Genomic DNA, 17,121 nt, shown 5'->3' with positions numbered 1-17,121 from the left:
CAGCGGTCCAAACGGTAAGATCGCCTATGCAACTTTTTGCCTAGGCCATCAGTTCAGTTGAGCCGTCGCCTTGTCCCTTTTTCAGGAGTCTTTGATGTCTTCCAAAACTTCCTCTCTTTCGCGTCGCAGCCTGTTCTCAGGTGCTGCAACGGTGGGTGCTGTGGCTGCGGCCACCGCTGTATTGCCCGGTGTGGTCAAACAAGCGGCCCCCGTGGCCACTGCTTTGCCCAAACCCACGCGCGGCGGTGGTTACACCCTGAGCGAGCACGTTCAGCAGTATTACAAGACCACCCGCGTCTGATTCTCTTTTCTCTGTCCTTCCTGTTCATCCCCAACTGGAGCCCTCCATGTTGCTGACCAAAAAACAAACCGGCACGTCCGGTGCTGTCTCTTCTCCCTTCATCCACAGCTTGCGCCGTGGTTTGTCACAGGCCTTGCCCACCATGGACCGCCGCAGTTTCCTGCGCCGCTCGGGTCTGGGCGTGGGTGTGGGCCTGGCGGCCTCTCAACTGAGCTTGGTGCAAAAAGCCCAAGCCGCCACAGGCGCCTCCATCGTGGGCGCTGGCAAGGTTGAAGTCAAACGCACCATCTGCACCCACTGCTCGGTCGGTTGTGCGGTTGACGCCGTGGTTGAAAACGGCGTCTGGGTGCGCCAAGAAGCGGTGTTCGATTCGCCCATCAACTTGGGTGCACATTGCGCCAAAGGTGCTGCTTTGCGTGAGCACGGCCATGGCGAATACCGTCTGCGTTATCCCATGAAGCTGGTCAACGGCAAATACGAGCGAATCAGCTGGGACGTGGCCCTGAATGAAATCAGCGCCAAGATGCTGGAGCTTAAAAAAGCCAGCGGCCCCGACAGCGTGTATTTCATTGGTTCGTCCAAGCACAACAACGAACAAGCCTATTTGCTGCGCAAGTTTGTCAGCTTCTGGGGCACCAACAACTGCGACCACCAGGCCCGCATTTGCCACTCCACCACCGTGGCCGGTGTGGCCAACACTTGGGGTTATGGCGCCATGACCAACTCGTACAACGACATGCAAAACAGCAAGGTCGCTCTGTACATTGGCTCCAACGCGGCAGAAGCCCACCCTGTGTCGATGCTGCACATGCTGCACGCCAAAGAAAACGGCTGCAAGATGATCGTGGTCGACCCACGCTTCACACGCACAGCCGCCAAAGCCGACGAGTACGTGCGCATCCGCTCGGGCACCGACATTCCTTTCCTGTTTGGTGTGCTGTACCACATCTTCAAGAATGGCTGGGAAGACAAAAAATACATCAACGACCGTGTCTACGGCATGGACGCGATCAAGACCGAAGTGCTGGCCAAGTGGACGCCCGACAAGGTGGAGGAGGCTTGTGGTGTGAAAGAAGAGCAAGTCTTCAAGATCGCCAAGATGCTGCACGAGAACAACCCCGGCACCATCGTCTGGTGCATGGGTCAGACCCAGCACACCATCGGTAACGCCATCGTGCGTGCTTCTTGCATCTTGCAATTGGCCTTGGGCAACGTCGGCAAGACCGGCGGCGGCACCAACATTTTCCGTGGCCACGACAACGTGCAAGGCGCGACCGACGTCGGCCCCAACCCCGACTCCTTGCCCGGTTACTACGGCTTGGCCGAAGGCTCCTGGAAGCACTTTGCCAGCACCTGGGGTGTGGATTTCGAGTGGATCAAAAAGCAGTTCGCATCGCCTGCCATGATGGGCAAGAACGGCATCACCGTGTCCCGCTGGATCGACGGTGTGCTCGAAAACAACGAGCTGATCGACCAGGACAGCAACCTGCGCGGCGTGTTCTATTGGGGCCACGCCCCCAACTCCCAGACGCGTGGTCTGGACATGAAGCGCGCCATGGACAAGCTGGACTTGTTGGTGGTGGTCGATCCCTACCCATCGGCCACTGCGGCCATGGCCGCCATGCCTGGCAAAGCCGAAGACTTGAACCCCAACCGCGCGGTGTACCTGTTGCCCGCTGCGACCCAGTTCGAAACCAGCGGTTCTTGCACCGCCTCCAACCGCTCTTTGCAGTGGCGCGAGAAGGTCATCGAGCCCTTGTGGGAAAGCCGTTCCGATCACATGATCATGCACCAGCTGGCTGAAAAGCTCGGCTTTGCCAAAGAGCTGTCCAAGAACTACAAGATGCAAAAGGTCAATGGCATGGACGAGCCCGTGCCCGAGGACATCCTGCGCGAGATCAACAAGTGCGTCTGGACCATTGGCTACACCGGCCAAAGCCCAGAGCGCTTGAAGGCCCACATGAAGAACATGAACGTGTTCGACGTGAAAACCTTGAAGGCCAAAGGCGGCAAAGACAAGGAAACTGGCTACGACTTCACCGGTGACTACTTCGGTCTGCCATGGCCTTGCTACGGCACGCCCGAACTCAAGCACCCCGGTTCGCCCAACCTGTATGACACCTCCAAGCACGTCATGGACGGCGGCGGTAACTTCCGCGCCAACTTTGGTGTGGAACGTGAAGGCAAGAGCCTGTTGGCGGAAGACGGTTCGCACTCCATGGGTGCGGACATCACCACCGGCTACCCCGAACTCGACCACATCTTGCTCAAGAAATTGGGCTGGTGGGACGAGCTGACCGAGGCCGAAAAAGCCAAGGCCGAAGGCAAAAACTGGAAGACCGATTCGTCGGGCGGCATGATCCGCGTGTTCATGAAAGGCCATGGTTGCCACCCCTTCGGCAATGCCAAGGCGCGCGCCGTGGTCTGGAACTTCCCAGATCCGATCCCGCAGCACCGCGAGCCTTTGTATGGCACGCGTCCAGACATGATGGTCAAGTACCCCACGCACGAGGACAAAAAAGCCTTCTGGCGTTTGCCCACCTTGTACAAAACCGTGCAGGACAAAAACATCGCCGACAAAGCGCACGAAAAATTCCCGCTCATCCTCACGTCTGGCCGTTTGGTCGAGTACGAAGGCGGCGGCGAAGAGACCCGTTCCAACCCTTGGTTGGCCGAGTTGCAGCAAGAAGCCTATGTCGAGATCAACCCCAAAACGGCGGCAGATCGCGGCATTCGCAACGGCGACCGCGTCTGGCTGTTGGGTGCCACCGGTGCACGCTTGGACGTGCAGGCCTTGGTGACCGAGCGTGTGGATGCCAGCACCGTCTGGATGCCTTTCCACTTCTCGGGTCGTTGGCAAGGTGCCGACATGCTGGCGCACTACCCCAAGGGTGCAGCGCCCATCGTGCGCGGCGAGGCGGTCAACACCGCCACCACCTATGGTTATGACAGCGTCACCATGATGCAAGAGACCAAGACCACCATCTGCAACATCGAAAAAGCCTAAGCGCCCCAGGAGAACACGATGGCACGAATGAAATTTATCTGCGATGCAGAGCGCTGCATCGAATGCAACGGCTGCGTCACCGCTTGCAAAAACGAACACGAAGTCCCATGGGGCGTGAACCGCCGCCGTGTGGTCACCCTGAACGACGGCGTTCCTGGTGAGAAGTCGATCTCGGTGGCTTGCATGCACTGCTCCGATGCGCCTTGCATGGCCGTTTGCCCCGTCAACTGCTTCTACAAAACCGAAGAAGGCGTTGTGCTGCACGACAAGGACATCTGCATTGGCTGCGGTTACTGCTCTTATGCCTGCCCGTTTGGCGCACCACAGTTCCCGTCCAATGGCACCTTCGGCTTGCGCGGCAAGATGGACAAGTGCACCTTCTGCGCCGGTGGCCCAGAAGAGCACGGCAGCCAGTCCGAGTTCGAGAAATACGGTCGCAACCGTTTGGCTGAGGGCAAGTTGCCCGCTTGTGCCGAAATGTGCTCGACCAAGGCGCTGCTCGCCGGTGATGGTGATGTCATCACCGACATCTTGCGCGGCCGCGTGATCAGCCGTGGTACCGGTGCAGAAGTTTGGGGCTGGGGCACCGCTTACGGCAACCAGGCCAAACCCGCCAAACAAGGAGCCTGAACATGAAAGCAGCTTTCATTTTTTGCAGCGCCATTTTGTTGGTGGCTTGTGGTGAAAAACCGCAAGAGGTCAAAGGTGTGCGCACCGACAAGCCGCCTTACAGCGGCACCGGTGTTGCTCCTTTCACTGAACCTGGCTGGAAAGCTGGCGACAAAGACGGCTGGGCCAACCACCTCAAAGCCCGTGCCACTTACGGCCAAAACGACCACGTCCGCGCACCCAAGTGAGCGCCAAGGAGAAGTTCATGCGCCGCATGTTATTGACTTTTGGGCTCGCCATGGCGGCGTTGGGCGTTTGCGCTCAAACGCCAGCTCCGGCTGCTCCCACCTCAGCGTCTGAGACCGCTGCCAAACCTGAAACCAGTCTTGGCGTGAAAAGCGCCAATGTGTTTCAGTTGGCACCCGGCGCTGACGCCGATGCCAAGTACAAAGACCAAACCAACGCTGAGCGTGGGCAGGTTCAACCCGGCAACAACGCCCCCATGTGGCGTGCTGTGGGCCAAGGCGTGTCCGGTTACACCAGCTTGCCCAAAAGCCAAGCGCCCGAAGCCGGCAACCTGATCCAGCCCTTTGTGCAGTACCCCGGTTCACGTTTGGCTTCGGCCGGTGAATCGTGGCGTCAGGTGCGCAACAACATCATCATTCCTTATGGCGCGGCTTTGTTGCTGATCGCTGTAGGTGCGATGGAGCTGTTTTACGTCAGCAAAGGCACGATGGAATTGCATGGACAAGAAACCGGTCGCAAGATCGAGCGTTTCACGCCGTTTGAGCGATCGGCCCACTGGGCCAACGCCATTGCGTTTTGCGCACTTGCCATCTCCGGCATCGTCATGGCCTATGGCAAGTTCTTCTTGCTGCCGATCATTGGCAGTACCTTGTTTGGCTGGTTGACTTTCGCTTTGAAAAACATCCACAACTTTGCAGGCCCGCTGTTTGCCGTGTCCTTGGTGATCGTGTTCGTCACTTTTCTGAAAGACAACTTGCCCTCCAAAGACGATTTGGTGTGGATCGCCAAAGGCGGCGGCTTGTTCTCCGGCACCGAAGTGCCTTCGCACCGCTTCAATGCCGGTGAAAAGGTGGTGTTCTGGGGTGGTGTGTTGTTCCTTGGTTTGATCGTGGTGGGTTCTGGCTTGGTGCTGGACATGCTCATCCCCGGTCTGATCTACGAACGCGGCACCATGCAAATCGCAGCCATGATCCACGGCGTGGCCGCTTTGTTCATGATGGCCATGTTCATTGGTCACATCTACATGGGCACGATCGGCATGCGCGGCGCCTACAAAGCCATGCGCGAAGGCTATGTGGACGAAACTTGGGCCAAAGAGCACCACGAACTTTGGTACAACGACGTCAAGTCCGGCAAGATCCCTGCGCAGCGTTCTGTGCCTGCATCGGACGCAGCTGCTACACCCGCTAAAACGGCTTCGGTTTGAGCCAGGAGAACACCATGAAAAAATACCTGCTTGTCATGTCTGCACTGGCCATCAGCTTTGGTGCTATGGCCAAATTACCCGCCTTGAGCGACGAGGCCAAAGCCAAAGCCGCCGAAGCCGCTGCCAAAACAGCGCACGGCAACAAAGTGGCCGACTTTCAGCTGTGCAAGTCACGCGAAAAAGTGGCTGCGCACTATTACAAAACCAACGGCAAAGGCAAAGCTGCGCCCACAGCCACGCCTGCTTGTGTGGATCCTGGCGCTTACAAGCCAGCGGAAACCACAGCTGCAGCGCCCGCAGCGCCTGCCGCTGCCCCAGCTGCTGCCAAGCCCGCGGCAGCACCTGCCAAAAAAGGCTGATCCTTTTTTCTGCGTCACTGCAAAATCCCCCGTCGGTAACGGCGGGGGATTTTTACGTTAGGCTCAAGCCATGTCTGTTGTTCTGAACGCTCCCGTGGCCGCACCGGTCCCGCCCAAGCCCCACATCACCCGAGCGCGTGCGCACCTCACGCGCACGGTGCCCGTGCACAACGAATTCGGTGAAGTCTCCGAGACCCAAATTCCCGCTGAGCGCGCGCTCACCATCTACCTGGACAAAAAAGAACTCGTGACCCTGATGACGCTGGGCGCCGAGCCCGAGTGGTTGGTGCTGGGCTTCTTGCGCAACCAACGCCTCATCGACTCGGTGGACCAGATCGAATCCATCACGGTGGACTGGACGATTGGCGAAGGCGAAGTGGGCGAGCCCGGCGTGGCGGCCGTCAAAACACGCGCCAACGCTCAGGTGGTCATCGAGCGCAGCGCTGACCGTGTGGTCACCACCGGATGCGGCCAAGGCAGCGTCTTTGGTGATCTCATGGCCCACATCGACGAAATCGTCTTGCCCTCTGCTCAAATCACGCAAGGCCAGCTCTACGGCTTGGTCAATGCCATCCGCTTGCAAGAAACCACCTACAAATCGTCCGGCTCGGTGCATGGCTGCGCCTTGTTTCAGGGCGATGAGATGCTCATGTTCGTCGAAGACGTGGGCCGCCACAACGCGGTGGACACCATCGCCGGTTGGATGTGGATGAACGACGTGACCGGGGAAGACAAAGTGTTCTACACCACCGGCCGTTTGACCAGCGAGATGGTCATCAAATCCGCGCAAATGGGTGTGCCCGTGGTCGTGTCGCGCAGTGGCATCACACAAATGGGCTTGGATGTCGCCAAGCGCCTAGGCCTGTGCGCCATCGGTCGCGCCACCAACAAGCGCTTCCTGTGCTTCAGCGCCCCCGAGCGTTTGGTCTGGCAAACCGAGTTGGCCCGGTAAACCATTCGCGGGCAGGGGCTCGCTCCCACAACCCCCAAAGCTTTGCCCCTGTGGGAGGCCGGCCCTGCGGCCGAATGGTTGAATAGGCAGCCCAAAATGCCTTGCTCCCCGCCGTGAATGGCTTGTGCGGTAAGGTTGGGATATGAACAAACAAGGATGGATGCACGGTCTGCGGCTCGGGGCGCGCAATTTGTGGCGCGATTTGCGTGCGGGCGAATTGCGGCTGCTCATGGTGTCGGTGGCGCTGGCGGTGGCCGCGCTCACGGCGGTCGGTTTTTTGGCCGATCGCATGCAGTCGGGCTTGTGGCGCGATGCGCGACAGCTGCTCGGTGGCGACGCCGTGGTGGTCAGCGACCAAAGCACGCCAGCCGCCTTTGTGCAGAAAGCCCAAAGCTTGGGCTTGCAGATCAACACCAATGTGAGCTTTCCCACCATGGCCCGCGCCATGGCCGAACAAGGCGGTGCCAGCCGCCTGGTCGCCCTCAAGTCGGTGGAGCCTGGTTACCCGCTGCGGGGCAAGTTGCTTGTTGTGCCCGATGTGGGCCAGCCAGCCGCCATGGGCGTTCAACCCGCCATTCCCCCCGTTGGCGAAGTGTGGGTCGACCCCGCGTTGCTCGACAACTTGAACCTGAAAACCGGGCAAATGTTGGGTCTAGGCGAGCGCAGTTTCCGCATCTCGGCCGTCATCGAGCGCGAACCCGATCGGGGCGCAGGCTTCATGACCTTTGCCCCCCGCGTCATGATGAACGCGGCCGATTTGGCATTGACCGGTTTGGTGCAACCGGCCAGCCGCATCACTTGGCGCATGGCCGTGGCTGGCGATGCAGCAGCAGCCGAGCGCTTTGTGCAGTGGGCACGGCCCGAGGTGGAGTTGGCCCATGTGCGTGGCGTGCAGATCGAATCGCTGGACAGCGGTCGCCCTGAAATGCGCCAGACGCTGGACCGCGCCTCGCAGTTTTTGAATCTGGTGGCTTTGCTGGCCGCCTTGCTTTGCGCCGTGGCCGTGGCCTTGGCGGCCCGCAGCTTCGCTGAGCGGCAGCTCGATGCCTGTGCCTTGCTCAGGGTGTTGGGTCAAAGCCAGCGCACACTCACATTGAGTTACGGCTTGGAATTTTTGGGCGCGGGCCTTCTGGCCAGCGCCATGGGCGTGCTGACGGGGTATGCCGTTCACCTGGGCTTTGTGGTCTTGCTGGCAGGCTTGGTTGATGCGCAATTGCCTGCGGCCACCCTGCAACCGGCCTTGATGGGCATGGCCATGGGCCTGACCTTGTTGGTGGCCTTTGGCTTGCCGCCTGTTTTGCAGTTGGCGCAGGTCCCGCCCTTGCGCGTCATCCGGCGCGACTTGGGCAGCGTGCAAGTGCGCTCATGGTTGGTCTTGGTCATGGGGCTGCTGGGCTTTGCGCTGACCTTGCTCATGGTCAGCCGCAACCTCACGCTGGGCTTGATCACTGTGGGCGGTTTTGCTGTGGCCCTGTTGGTGTTTGCGGGTCTTGCCGCTGCCGCTTTGTGGCTGTTGCGCCGAGCCGTACCCGGTGAGAAGTCGCCGAGTTGGTTGCGCTTGGCCACGCGCCAAGTAGCGGCACGCCCAGTGTTTGCGGTGGTGCAGGTCAGCGCTTTGTCGGTGGGCTTGCTGGCACTGGCGCTGCTGGTGCTTTTGCGCACCGATTTGATCGCCAGCTGGCGGCAAGCCACGCCCGCCAACGCCCCCGATCGTTTTGTCATCAACGTGCAGCCCGAGCAGGCCACCGACTTTTTGGCGAGCTTGAACCAAGCGGGTGTGCAGTCGCCCGATTGGTTCCCCATGATCCGTGGCCGTTTGGTCGCCATCAACGGCCGCGAGGTCAGCCCCACCGACTTTGAAGCCGACCGCGCCAAACGCCTGATCGACCGCGAAATCAACCTCTCTCACTCGGCCACTTTGCCCGCGCACAACCCCCTCACCGCAGGCCGCTGGGTGCCTGAAGAAGCCGATGGCGTGAGTGTGGAGCAAGGCATCGCCGATACCTTGGGCCTGAAGCTGGGCGACCATCTGCGCTTTGACATCGCGGGCCAAAGCCGCGAAGCGCGTGTGACCAGTTTGCGCAAGGTGGACTGGACCTCCATGCGCGCCAACTTCTTCATGATGTTCCCCGTCTCGCAAATGCCCGACCTGCCCATGACCTACATGGCGGCCTTCCGCTCCCCACAAGGCTTGGCGGGCTTTGACAATGCGCTGGTCAACCAGTTCCCCAACATCACCAGTGTCGACATGCGCAGCACCTTGGCGCAAGTGCAACGCGTCATGGACCAGGTCATCCGTGCTGTGGAATACCTGTTTGCCTTCACCTTGGCCGCAGGCCTGATGGTGCTTCTGGCCGCCGTTGGCGCCAGCCGCCAGGCGCGCGAACGCGAATACGCCATCATGCGGGCGCTCGGGGCAGGGCGCGCTTTGCTCGCACAGGTGCAGCGCACCGAGTTGCTGGGCTTGGGCTGGCTTGCGGGATTCATGGCCAGCAGCATGGCTTTGGTGGTCGGTTGGGCGCTGGCCCGCTTTGCATTTGAATTCGCGTGGCAACCGCCGCTCTGGGCCCCCTTGGCAGGCGGCGCCTTGGGCGCTTTGCTGGCTTGGACCGCAGGCAGCCTCAGCCTGTCAGGCGTGCTGCGTCAACCCGTCATGCAAACCCTGCGGCAAGCGGGGGAGTAAATTTGTCACCCCCGACTCGATCGGGGGTCCATTCCCGCCCACTGCTTCCTGCAAAATACAAAGCATGCAAATCGAAGACAAACCCCCGTTTGACACCCCGTTCGAATGGATCGGCGGCGAGGCCCGTGTCAAGGCTTTGGCCGAGCGGTTTTACGACCTCATGGACTTGGAGCCCGGCTACAAAGAACTGCGTGCCGCGCACGGCAGCACCTTGCAAGGCGCACGCGACAAACTGTTCTGGTTTTTGTGCGGCTGGTTGGGCGGGCCCGAACATTACACCGAGCGCTTTGGCCATCCGCGCCTGCGCATGCGCCACATGCCGTTTTCAATTGGTGCCTTGGAGCGTGATCAATGGCTGGCTTGCATGGACCAAGCCATGCAAGAAACCCAAGTTGACCCGGTGCTGCGCGAACGCCTGAACGCCAGCTTCTTTAAAACCGCCGACTGGATGCGCAACCGCGGCGCTTGATCTTTCGTCACTGCTTGTGTTGTGACCGGATATTTCTGCCATCCCCGTTATTTCTTTGTCGTTCCCGCGTATTTCTTTGTCATTCCCGCGAATGCGGGAATCCATGGTTTTCATGGCGAAGATTCCCGCATTCGCGGGAATGACGAGACGGAATGACAAGTGAAGCAGCTCAACCCGATGGTTTGAGCAACACCAGCAAGGCACCGGCCCCGCCTTCTGCGGGTTTGGCCTGGACGAAGGCCATGACCTGGTTTTTTTGAATCAACCAGCTGTGGACTTTGGGTTTGAGGACCGAGGTCTTGCCCGGCGAGCCCAGGCCTTTGCCATGCACCACGCGCAGACACCGCAGGCCTTGACGGTGGGCGATGCGGATGAATTCGGCCAGTGCCACGCGTGCTTCGTCGCTGCGCAGACCGTGCAAGTCAATCTCGCGCTGAATGGACCAGCCGCCTTTGCGCAGCTTTTGGGTCACGTCGATACCGATGCCGGGACGCCGAAAGCTCAGTGCGTCATCGGTGTCGAGCAAGGTGCTCACATCAAAACCATCGCTCAAGGCATCGCGCAAAACCGCTTCTTCGTCTTTTTTTCGCTGCAATGCCACGGGTGCTGGCGCGGGTGGGCTGATGGTGGCTTGGTCGTGCAAGGGCAGCCGCTGAACAACACCCACCGCACGCACAAACAAATTGGCCTCGGCCTCGCGCTGGCGAGCAGCGGCAAGGCGAGCGGCCTCTTCGGCTTTGGCTTTTTCATGGGCCTCGGCGAGTTGTTTCTGGACCTTCTTGAGGTCTTGCAGGGCATTGATTTTCACCCGTTGATCGTGCCACAAAAAGACTTGGCTTAGCCGGCGTTGAGCCTATTCACACCTTCGGCCGCAGGGGCGAGCTCCCACAGGGAGAGAGGCTGTTGTTAATTAGGGTCAGACCCCATTTGCGCTTCAGCTTGGCCGTTGCGCCTGCTCGCACTTCACCTGAATCACCTCTCGCTGCCCGTCTGGTCCGAGCCGCATCGCGCTCAGGCAGCCGCCCCACACGCAACCGGTGTCCAGTGCCCACACGTCATCGCGTTGGAGCAAACCCAAAGTTGACCAATGTCCAAAAGCCACCGTTACATCGGTTGTTTGCCGGCCCGGTACATCAAACCACGGCATGAACCCCGCAGGTCCCGCACCGGCCCCTTCTTTGCTTGCGAACTCCATCTCTCCGGCCGCCGAGCAAAAGCGCAGCCGTGTCAGCGCATTCACGATCACCCGCAAGCGGCCCACACCCGTCAAATCATCGCGCCAAGCCGCTGGTTCGTTGCCATACATCTGGTGCAAAAAATCGTTCAAGTCGGGCCCGCGCAACACCGCTTCTGCCTCGCCTGCCAAAGCCAAGGTTTGTGCCACCGACCACGAAGGCAGCACCCCCGCGTGCACCATCAACACCCCATGCTCCCAAATCGCCATGCGCTGGTGGCGCAGCCAGTCCAGCAGGGCAGGGCGGTCGGCCGCCTGCAATATGCCGTCCAGCGTGTCCATCGGCTTGAGCCGCCCAGCGCCAGCCGCCACCGCCAGCAAATGCAAGTCGTGGTTGCCCAGCACACACTGCACCGCATTGCCCATCGCCATCAAGCGGCGCAGCAACTGTTCAGACGCAGGCCCCCGGTTCACCAAATCGCCCAACACATACAAAGCGTCCCGGCTCGGCGAAAAATCCACCTCGTCCAGCAAGCGCCCCAAAGGCGCATCGCAACCCTGAACATCACCCACCCAATAAATAGCCATAAACACCTCGTTGGTCGGATTGTCCCAAATCGCTGGATCGCTCAACCGCACACCCCCATCTCATGGGGCTTGTGACCTTTTGCGCAAAGCTTCATGCCACTCTTGGCACAATGGCGGTTATGGATTTTTTACTGATCGTTTTCCTCACCCTGCTCAACGGGGTCTTTGCCATGTCCGAGTTGGCGCTGGCCTCCAGCCGCAAAGCCCGCCTGGCCGCCATGGAAGAGGCGGGCGACAAAGGCGCTCACGCTGCCCTCAAACTGCTCGAAGAGCCCACCCAGTTCCTGTCCACCGTGCAAGTGGGCATCACCTCGATTGGTGTGCTCAACGGCATCGTGGGTGAAGCCGCATTCAGCGGGGGCGTGGCCGTGCAATTGATGCAATGGGGCCTGACCGAATCGGTGGCCAGCATCACCGCCACCGCCATCGTCGTCACCATCATCACCTTCACCACCATCATCTTTGGCGAACTCGTGCCCAAGCGCATTGGCCAGCTCTACCCCGAAGCTGTTGCCCGTCTGGTGGCGCGGCCCATGGCCTGGTTGGCCAAAGCCGCTGGGCCCTTTGTCAAATTGCTCTCCCTGTCTACACAAGGCATGCTCAAGCTCATGCGCATCGACAGCAACGCCAGCCGCGCCGTGACCGAAGAAGAAATCACCGCCAGCCTGGTCGAAGGCGTGGATGCCGGCTTGATCGAAGAGCACGAACACCAAATGGTGCGCAATGTTTTCCACCTCGACGATCGCGCGCTCACCTCCATGATGACGCCGCGCAGCGACATCCAGTGGCTCGAAGCAAACCTCACGCCCCAGCAAGCCATGGACCGCATCAACCAAATGCGGGGCGAAGGCAACCACTCTTGGTACCCCGTTTGCCGCGACGGCTTGGGCCATGTCATCGGCGTCATCAGCCTGTCGCACCTGCTGGCGCTCCCGCACAGCGACGAGCGCCCCCTCGAAAACCACGCCCAAACCGCCCACTTCGTGCCCGAAACTCTGACCGGCATGGAACTGCTCGAACAAATGCGCGACCACTCCAGCCGCATGCTCTTTGTGGTGGACGAATACGGTGAAGTGCAAGGCCTGCTCACCCCGCTGGACCTGCTCGAAGCCATCACCGGCGAGCTCAAGCCCGACACCCAAACCGATGCCTGGGCCACCCAAAATGAAGACGGCAGCTGGCTGCTCGACGGCATCATGCCTGTCAACGAACTCAAGGCACGCCTCGACATCAAAGAGCTGCCCGCCGAAGACAAAAACCGCTACAACACTTTGGCAGGCTTGCTCATGTATGCGCTGGGCCAATTGCCCGCCAAGGGGCAGGTCATCGAATTGGCCGATTGGCACTTTCAAGTCATCGAACTCGAAGGCCGTCGTATCGACAAAGTCATGGCCACTCAGCCGCCAGATGCATCACCCACACCTTAATTTGGCGCACGCCCAAACCCGAATGGACGCAGACGCCGTGAATCTCTAAACGATTATAAATAATGGATCTATCTTCGCCAGGCATATTTACCTTGGTGGTGGCTGAAATACAAGCTTGCTCAATTTAAAATTGTGCTCTTTGAATTGAAATAAATTTCAATTTAATATGGTGTATATCCAAAATGCGGCGTATTCCAATAATCCTTGGTGTATATTCACGACTCTTATTTCTAATCGGGATTTAACATGACCACCAGCTACAAAGACTTATTGGCCCAACGCGAAGCCCTGGAGCAAGCCATTGCCCAAGCCCGCCAAAACGAAATCTCCAGCGCCGTCGCCAAAGTGCGCGAACTGGTCGCCGAATATGGCCTGACTGCGCAAGACATTTTCCCCGGTGGCCGTGCCGCCAAATCTGGCGCTGCCAAAGCTGCCAGCAAAGTCGCTGCCAAATACCGCGACTCCGCCACCGGCCAAACCTGGACAGGCCGTGGTAAAGCCCCCAAATGGATCGAAGGCAAAGACCGCACACCTTTCGTGATTGCCTGAATCTCATTGGCCTGAACGCAAGGGCGACTGGCCCCATTTTGTTCCGGTGACTTAATAACAAAACCCCGCTTCTGCGGGGTTTTGTTATTGCAAACGCCAAAGCCGCACCCCTTTAAAATACACCGCAGAGACAGCTTGTAGACAATAACGAATGACCCAGAACCCCGAAACCCCTGACGCCTTCTTTGGCATTCCCGCGCCGTCAGACCGGTGGTACCTGGCTTACACCAAACCCCGGCAAGAACAAATCGCCTTGGTGAACCTCGAGCAGCAAGCCTTCGAAGCCTATTTGCCCCTATACAAAAAATTCAAAAAAACCGAACAAGGCCCGGTGGCGCTGTTTGAACCGATGTTCCCGCGCTACATCTTGTTCAGACCCAGCAAGCCTGAGCAAAGCATCTCGGTGGTGCGCAGCACCAAAGGCATCGCCACCATCGTCCGTTTCGGCTTTGAACCCGCGCAGTTGCAAGACGAACTCGTGCACCGCATCCGCCAGCTTGAAGAAGACCGCAACCACGCCACGCTGCAAGAACTCAGCAACCTCAAGGCTGGTCAAACCGTGCGCCTCAAACACACCGCCTTGGGCGGCATCGAAGGCCTCATTCAAAGCGTCTCCAGCAAACGCGTCGCCGTGCTGCTCGAAATTTTGGGCCGCCCGACAGTGGTGCAGCTTGAACATCACCAGGTTGAAGTCAACACCTGACTTCTTCTGCCCAGAGGTCAGATGCCTCTAAAATCTGCAACCATTCAGCTCTGCACGCCACCTTGTCTTCATCCACGCCCACCAACCCCTTGCCGCAGCACATCGCCATCATCATGGATGGCAATCGCCGCTGGGCCAAAAACCGCTTCATGCCTGCAGCGCTGGGGCATGCGGCTGGGGCCAAGCAAGTGCGCGAGATCGTCAAGACCTGTGCCGAGCTCGGTGTGCCGCACCTGAGCCTGTTCGCCTTCAGCACCGAAAACTGGAAGCGCCCCGAAGAAGAAGTCTCCAGCCTCATGGGCCTGTTCATGACCTACTTGCAAAAAGAAGTGGACAGCATGAACACCAACGGCGTGCGTCTGAAGGTGGTGGGCGACAAAACCCGCTTTGCGCTGGTGTTGCAAGACCTGATTGCCCGAGCCGAGCAACAAACCGCCAACAACACCCTGATCACCCTCACGGTGTGTGCCAACTACGGCGGCCGCTGGGACATGATCCAGGCCGCCCAAGCCTGGCAGCTCGCTCACCCCGATCAAACCCTGCAAGCCATGACCGAAGAAGCACTGGCCTCCTACCTCAGCACCGCCTATGCGCCCGAGGTTGACCTGCTCATCCGCACGGGCGGCGAATCCCGGGTCAGCAACTTCATGCTCTGGCAAGCCGCCTACGCCGAAATGTTTTTCACCGACGACCTCTGGCCCGAGTTTTCTCCTGCGCGCCTGAAAGAAGCCATCACCTGGTTCGCTGGTCGTGACCGCCGCTTCGGCTCCTCTGCACCACTTTGATGCCTGCGGGGCACCGACTCGTCACGGGTTAACCCGCGCCCAGCACCTCAAATACCCCCGTAAATCTTTGGGTTATGCACTCTTTTGGTGTATTTTTAAGAAAGCCCCCACCGTTCTTAAGAATACAATCATGGGCTGTCCAAAACCATCTTTTCGCCAAGCTTCGCGTCAGTTAACGCGCCTAAGCTGAGCCAATCGTCCTGGACGTCTGGTCTGCAAACACCTTGCCGGACTGCGGTAGCCTGCCTGCCATCCCAAACACCCCACCATGACCCATCGCAAAGGCATCATCCTCGCTGGCGGTTCGGGCACGCGCCTGTACCCCGTCACGCAAGCCGTGAGCAAACAGCTCATGCCGGTGTACGACAAGCCCATGGTCTATTACCCGCTGACCACGCTCATGTTGGCGGGCATCCGCGATGTGCTGCTCATCAGCACCCCGCAAGACACCCCGCGCTTTGCCGACCTGCTGGGCGACGGCAGCCAATGGGGCATGAACATCCAATACGCCGTACAGCCCAGCCCCGACGGCTTGGCGCAAGCCTTCATCATCGGCAAAGATTTCATTGGCAACGACCCGAGCGCACTGGTGCTGGGCGACAACCTCTTTTATGGCCACGACTTGGTCAAGTTGCTGAACAACGCCAGCAGCCGCACCACAGGCGCCAGCGTGTTCGCCTACCACGTGCAAGACCCCGAGCGCTATGGCGTGGTCGACTTTGACGACCAACAGCGCGCCCTCAGCATCGAAGAAAAACCCAAGGCCCCCAAAAGCAACTACGCCGTCACAGGCTTGTACTTTTACGACCAGCAGGTGTGCGACATCGCTGCCGACATCCAGCCCTCGGCTCGCGGCGAGCTCGAAATCACCGATGTGAATAAACGCTACCTGGCACAAAACCAGCTCAACGTCGAAATCATGGGCCGCGGCTACGCATGGCTCGACACCGGCACCCACGACAGCCTGCTGGAAGCCGCCGGCTTCATTGCCACCCTGCAAAAACGCCAAGGCCTCATGGTCGCCTGCCCCGAAGAAATCGCCTTCCACCAAAAGTGGATCACCGCCGAAAGCCTGCAAAAGCTCGCTCAGCCCTTGGCCAAAAACGGTTACGGCCAATACCTGCTGAACCTGCTCAAGTGATTTTTTCTGTCATGCCCGCCACACACACTGTCATACCCGCGAATGCGGGTATCCATCCCCGTAAAACCATGGATGCCCGATCAATTCGGGCATGACGATTCATTTTCATGCGCCTCACCCCTGCCGAAATCCACACCATCAAAAGTACAGCCCAAGCCGTGCTGTCGCAGCGTGGCAATTTGGCATTTGCTGTTTTGGTGGGCAGCCGGGCAGCGGGTACGGCCCACGAAGGCAGCGACTGGGACATCGCCATCCAATGGTCCAAAAGTGTGTCAGCCACCGACAAATTAGGGGCCACAGAGCTGTTGCGCCAAGATCTGCGCCATGCCCTGCAAGTGAACGAAAACCAAGTTGACCTGATTGATCTGACCGATGCCCGCTTGGCCATGTGCGCCTTGGTGGCTGAAGAAGGCATTCCACTGCACATTGCGGATGACCTAGGGTGGGTGCGATTTTTGCAAAACACCTGGGCGCAGCTCGAAGACAACCAATGGCGTAGCCAACATGCGGCTTGAGCTTTACCAACAAGAAACCGAGCGACTGGCCCGCGACCTGCAGGCTATGCTCGATGACGTGAGCCTACGCCTGCACCAACAGCAAGCGCTTTCAGCCCTCGAGCAAGCGGGCGTCCTGCATGCTCTTCAGGTGCTGACAGAAAACGCCATTGGCAAAGCCAAATTGCTCATCAAGCAAAGCCAACAAACCGTGCCCGTCTCGGCATACGACGCTTTTGCCCAACTGCACAGAGACCACGCCATTGACGACGAAGCCATGCGCCATTGGACGGCTGCCATTGGTTTGCGCAACCGCATCGTGCATGACTACCTCAATGTGGACATGACCGTCATCGAAACGCTGGTTAAAGAACGCCAATATCAGCTTCAAGTCCAATTTCTGTTGAAGCCGATTTTTTCTGCATAA

At 59.3% G+C, this 17,121-nt stretch carries 18 protein-coding genes; 16 read left to right on the top strand and 2 right to left on the bottom strand.

Translation table 11 applies throughout. The annotated features are described in order from the left end of the window. Positions 1-94 precede the first annotated feature (94 nt). From ACZ5SR_RS13545 to ACZ5SR_RS13505, 9 genes are all read left to right on the top strand, one after another. Entirely contained in the window at positions 95-301 is a 207-nt protein-coding gene (locus ACZ5SR_RS13545; RefSeq protein ID WP_464449171.1) for a formate dehydrogenase, read from the top strand. Positions 302-347: 46 nt separating this feature from the next. Further along, the gene (locus ACZ5SR_RS13540; protein WP_464449170.1) at positions 348-3,308 is read left to right on the top strand and encodes a formate dehydrogenase subunit alpha; all 2,961 of its coding nucleotides are present in this window, start codon (positions 348-350) and stop codon (positions 3,306-3,308) included. Between the two features lie 18 nt (positions 3,309-3,326). Further along, positions 3,327-3,938, top strand: a complete 612-nt coding sequence (gene fdh3B / locus ACZ5SR_RS13535; RefSeq protein ID WP_464449169.1) for a formate dehydrogenase FDH3 subunit beta — start codon at positions 3,327-3,329, stop codon at positions 3,936-3,938. A 2-nt stretch (positions 3,939-3,940) separates the two neighbouring features. After that, positions 3,941-4,165, top strand: a complete 225-nt coding sequence (locus ACZ5SR_RS13530; protein WP_464449168.1) for a hypothetical protein — start codon at positions 3,941-3,943, stop codon at positions 4,163-4,165. Between the two features lie 17 nt (positions 4,166-4,182). Beyond that, positions 4,183-5,370 carry a formate dehydrogenase subunit gamma gene (locus ACZ5SR_RS13525; protein WP_464451124.1) on the top strand — a complete coding sequence of 396 codons (1,188 nt, stop codon included), beginning with the start codon at positions 4,183-4,185 and terminating at the stop codon, positions 5,368-5,370. Positions 5,371-5,384: 14 nt separating this feature from the next. Then, positions 5,385-5,729 (top strand): hypothetical protein, encoded by a 345-nt coding sequence (locus ACZ5SR_RS13520; RefSeq protein WP_464449166.1) that lies wholly within the window; start codon positions 5,385-5,387, stop codon positions 5,727-5,729. A gap of 70 nt (positions 5,730-5,799) precedes the next feature. Then, positions 5,800-6,681 (top strand): formate dehydrogenase accessory sulfurtransferase FdhD, encoded by an 882-nt coding sequence (locus ACZ5SR_RS13515; RefSeq protein ID WP_464449165.1) that lies wholly within the window; start codon positions 5,800-5,802, stop codon positions 6,679-6,681. 142 nt (positions 6,682-6,823) lie between these two features. Beyond that, the gene (locus ACZ5SR_RS13510; RefSeq protein ID WP_464449164.1) at positions 6,824-9,364 is read left to right on the top strand and encodes an ABC transporter permease; all 2,541 of its coding nucleotides are present in this window, start codon (positions 6,824-6,826) and stop codon (positions 9,362-9,364) included. 64 nt (positions 9,365-9,428) lie between these two features. Then, entirely contained in the window at positions 9,429-9,833 is a 405-nt protein-coding gene (locus tag ACZ5SR_RS13505) for a group II truncated hemoglobin (RefSeq protein WP_464449163.1), read from the top strand. Positions 9,834-10,002: 169 nt separating this feature from the next. On the opposite strand, the gene ACZ5SR_RS13500 is transcribed toward ACZ5SR_RS13505, so the two are convergent. Continuing rightward, entirely contained in the window at positions 10,003-10,641 is a 639-nt protein-coding gene (locus ACZ5SR_RS13500; RefSeq protein WP_464449162.1) for a Smr/MutS family protein, read from the bottom strand. Positions 10,642-10,767: 126 nt separating this feature from the next. Continuing rightward, positions 10,768-11,595 (bottom strand): symmetrical bis(5'-nucleosyl)-tetraphosphatase, encoded by an 828-nt coding sequence (locus tag ACZ5SR_RS13495; protein ID WP_464449161.1) that lies wholly within the window; start codon positions 11,593-11,595, stop codon positions 10,768-10,770. 119 nt (positions 11,596-11,714) lie between these two features. On the opposite strand from ACZ5SR_RS13495, the gene ACZ5SR_RS13490 reads away from it, so the two are divergent. From ACZ5SR_RS13490 to hepT, 7 genes are all read left to right on the top strand, one after another. Beyond that, complete coding sequence (locus tag ACZ5SR_RS13490; protein WP_464449160.1) at positions 11,715-13,022, top strand: hemolysin family protein; 1,308 nt, start codon at positions 11,715-11,717, stop codon at positions 13,020-13,022. A gap of 246 nt (positions 13,023-13,268) precedes the next feature. Continuing rightward, entirely contained in the window at positions 13,269-13,571 is a 303-nt protein-coding gene (locus ACZ5SR_RS13485; RefSeq protein WP_464449159.1) for an H-NS histone family protein, read from the top strand. A gap of 151 nt (positions 13,572-13,722) precedes the next feature. Beyond that, positions 13,723-14,274 carry a transcription termination/antitermination protein NusG gene (gene nusG / locus ACZ5SR_RS13480; RefSeq protein WP_464449158.1) on the top strand — a complete coding sequence of 184 codons (552 nt, stop codon included), beginning with the start codon at positions 13,723-13,725 and terminating at the stop codon, positions 14,272-14,274. A gap of 62 nt (positions 14,275-14,336) precedes the next feature. Then, entirely contained in the window at positions 14,337-15,059 is a 723-nt protein-coding gene (uppS, locus tag ACZ5SR_RS13475; RefSeq protein WP_464449157.1) for a polyprenyl diphosphate synthase, read from the top strand. 268 nt (positions 15,060-15,327) lie between these two features. Then, positions 15,328-16,200 (top strand): glucose-1-phosphate thymidylyltransferase RfbA, encoded by an 873-nt coding sequence (rfbA, locus tag ACZ5SR_RS13470; RefSeq protein ID WP_464449156.1) that lies wholly within the window; start codon positions 15,328-15,330, stop codon positions 16,198-16,200. 107 nt (positions 16,201-16,307) lie between these two features. Next, complete coding sequence (gene mntA / locus ACZ5SR_RS13465) at positions 16,308-16,715, top strand: type VII toxin-antitoxin system MntA family adenylyltransferase antitoxin (RefSeq protein ID WP_464449155.1); 408 nt, start codon at positions 16,308-16,310, stop codon at positions 16,713-16,715. Further along, positions 16,705-17,121 carry a type VII toxin-antitoxin system HepT family RNase toxin gene (gene hepT / locus ACZ5SR_RS13460; RefSeq protein WP_464449154.1) on the top strand — a complete coding sequence of 139 codons (417 nt, stop codon included), beginning with the start codon at positions 16,705-16,707 and terminating at the stop codon, positions 17,119-17,121. The genes mntA and hepT overlap by 11 nt, the downstream gene beginning before the upstream one ends.

The organism is Limnohabitans sp. TEGF002, from assembly GCF_055395845.1.
The sequence above is the reverse complement of the archived record's forward strand: the minus strand, read 5'-3'. Positions and strand labels throughout refer to the sequence as shown.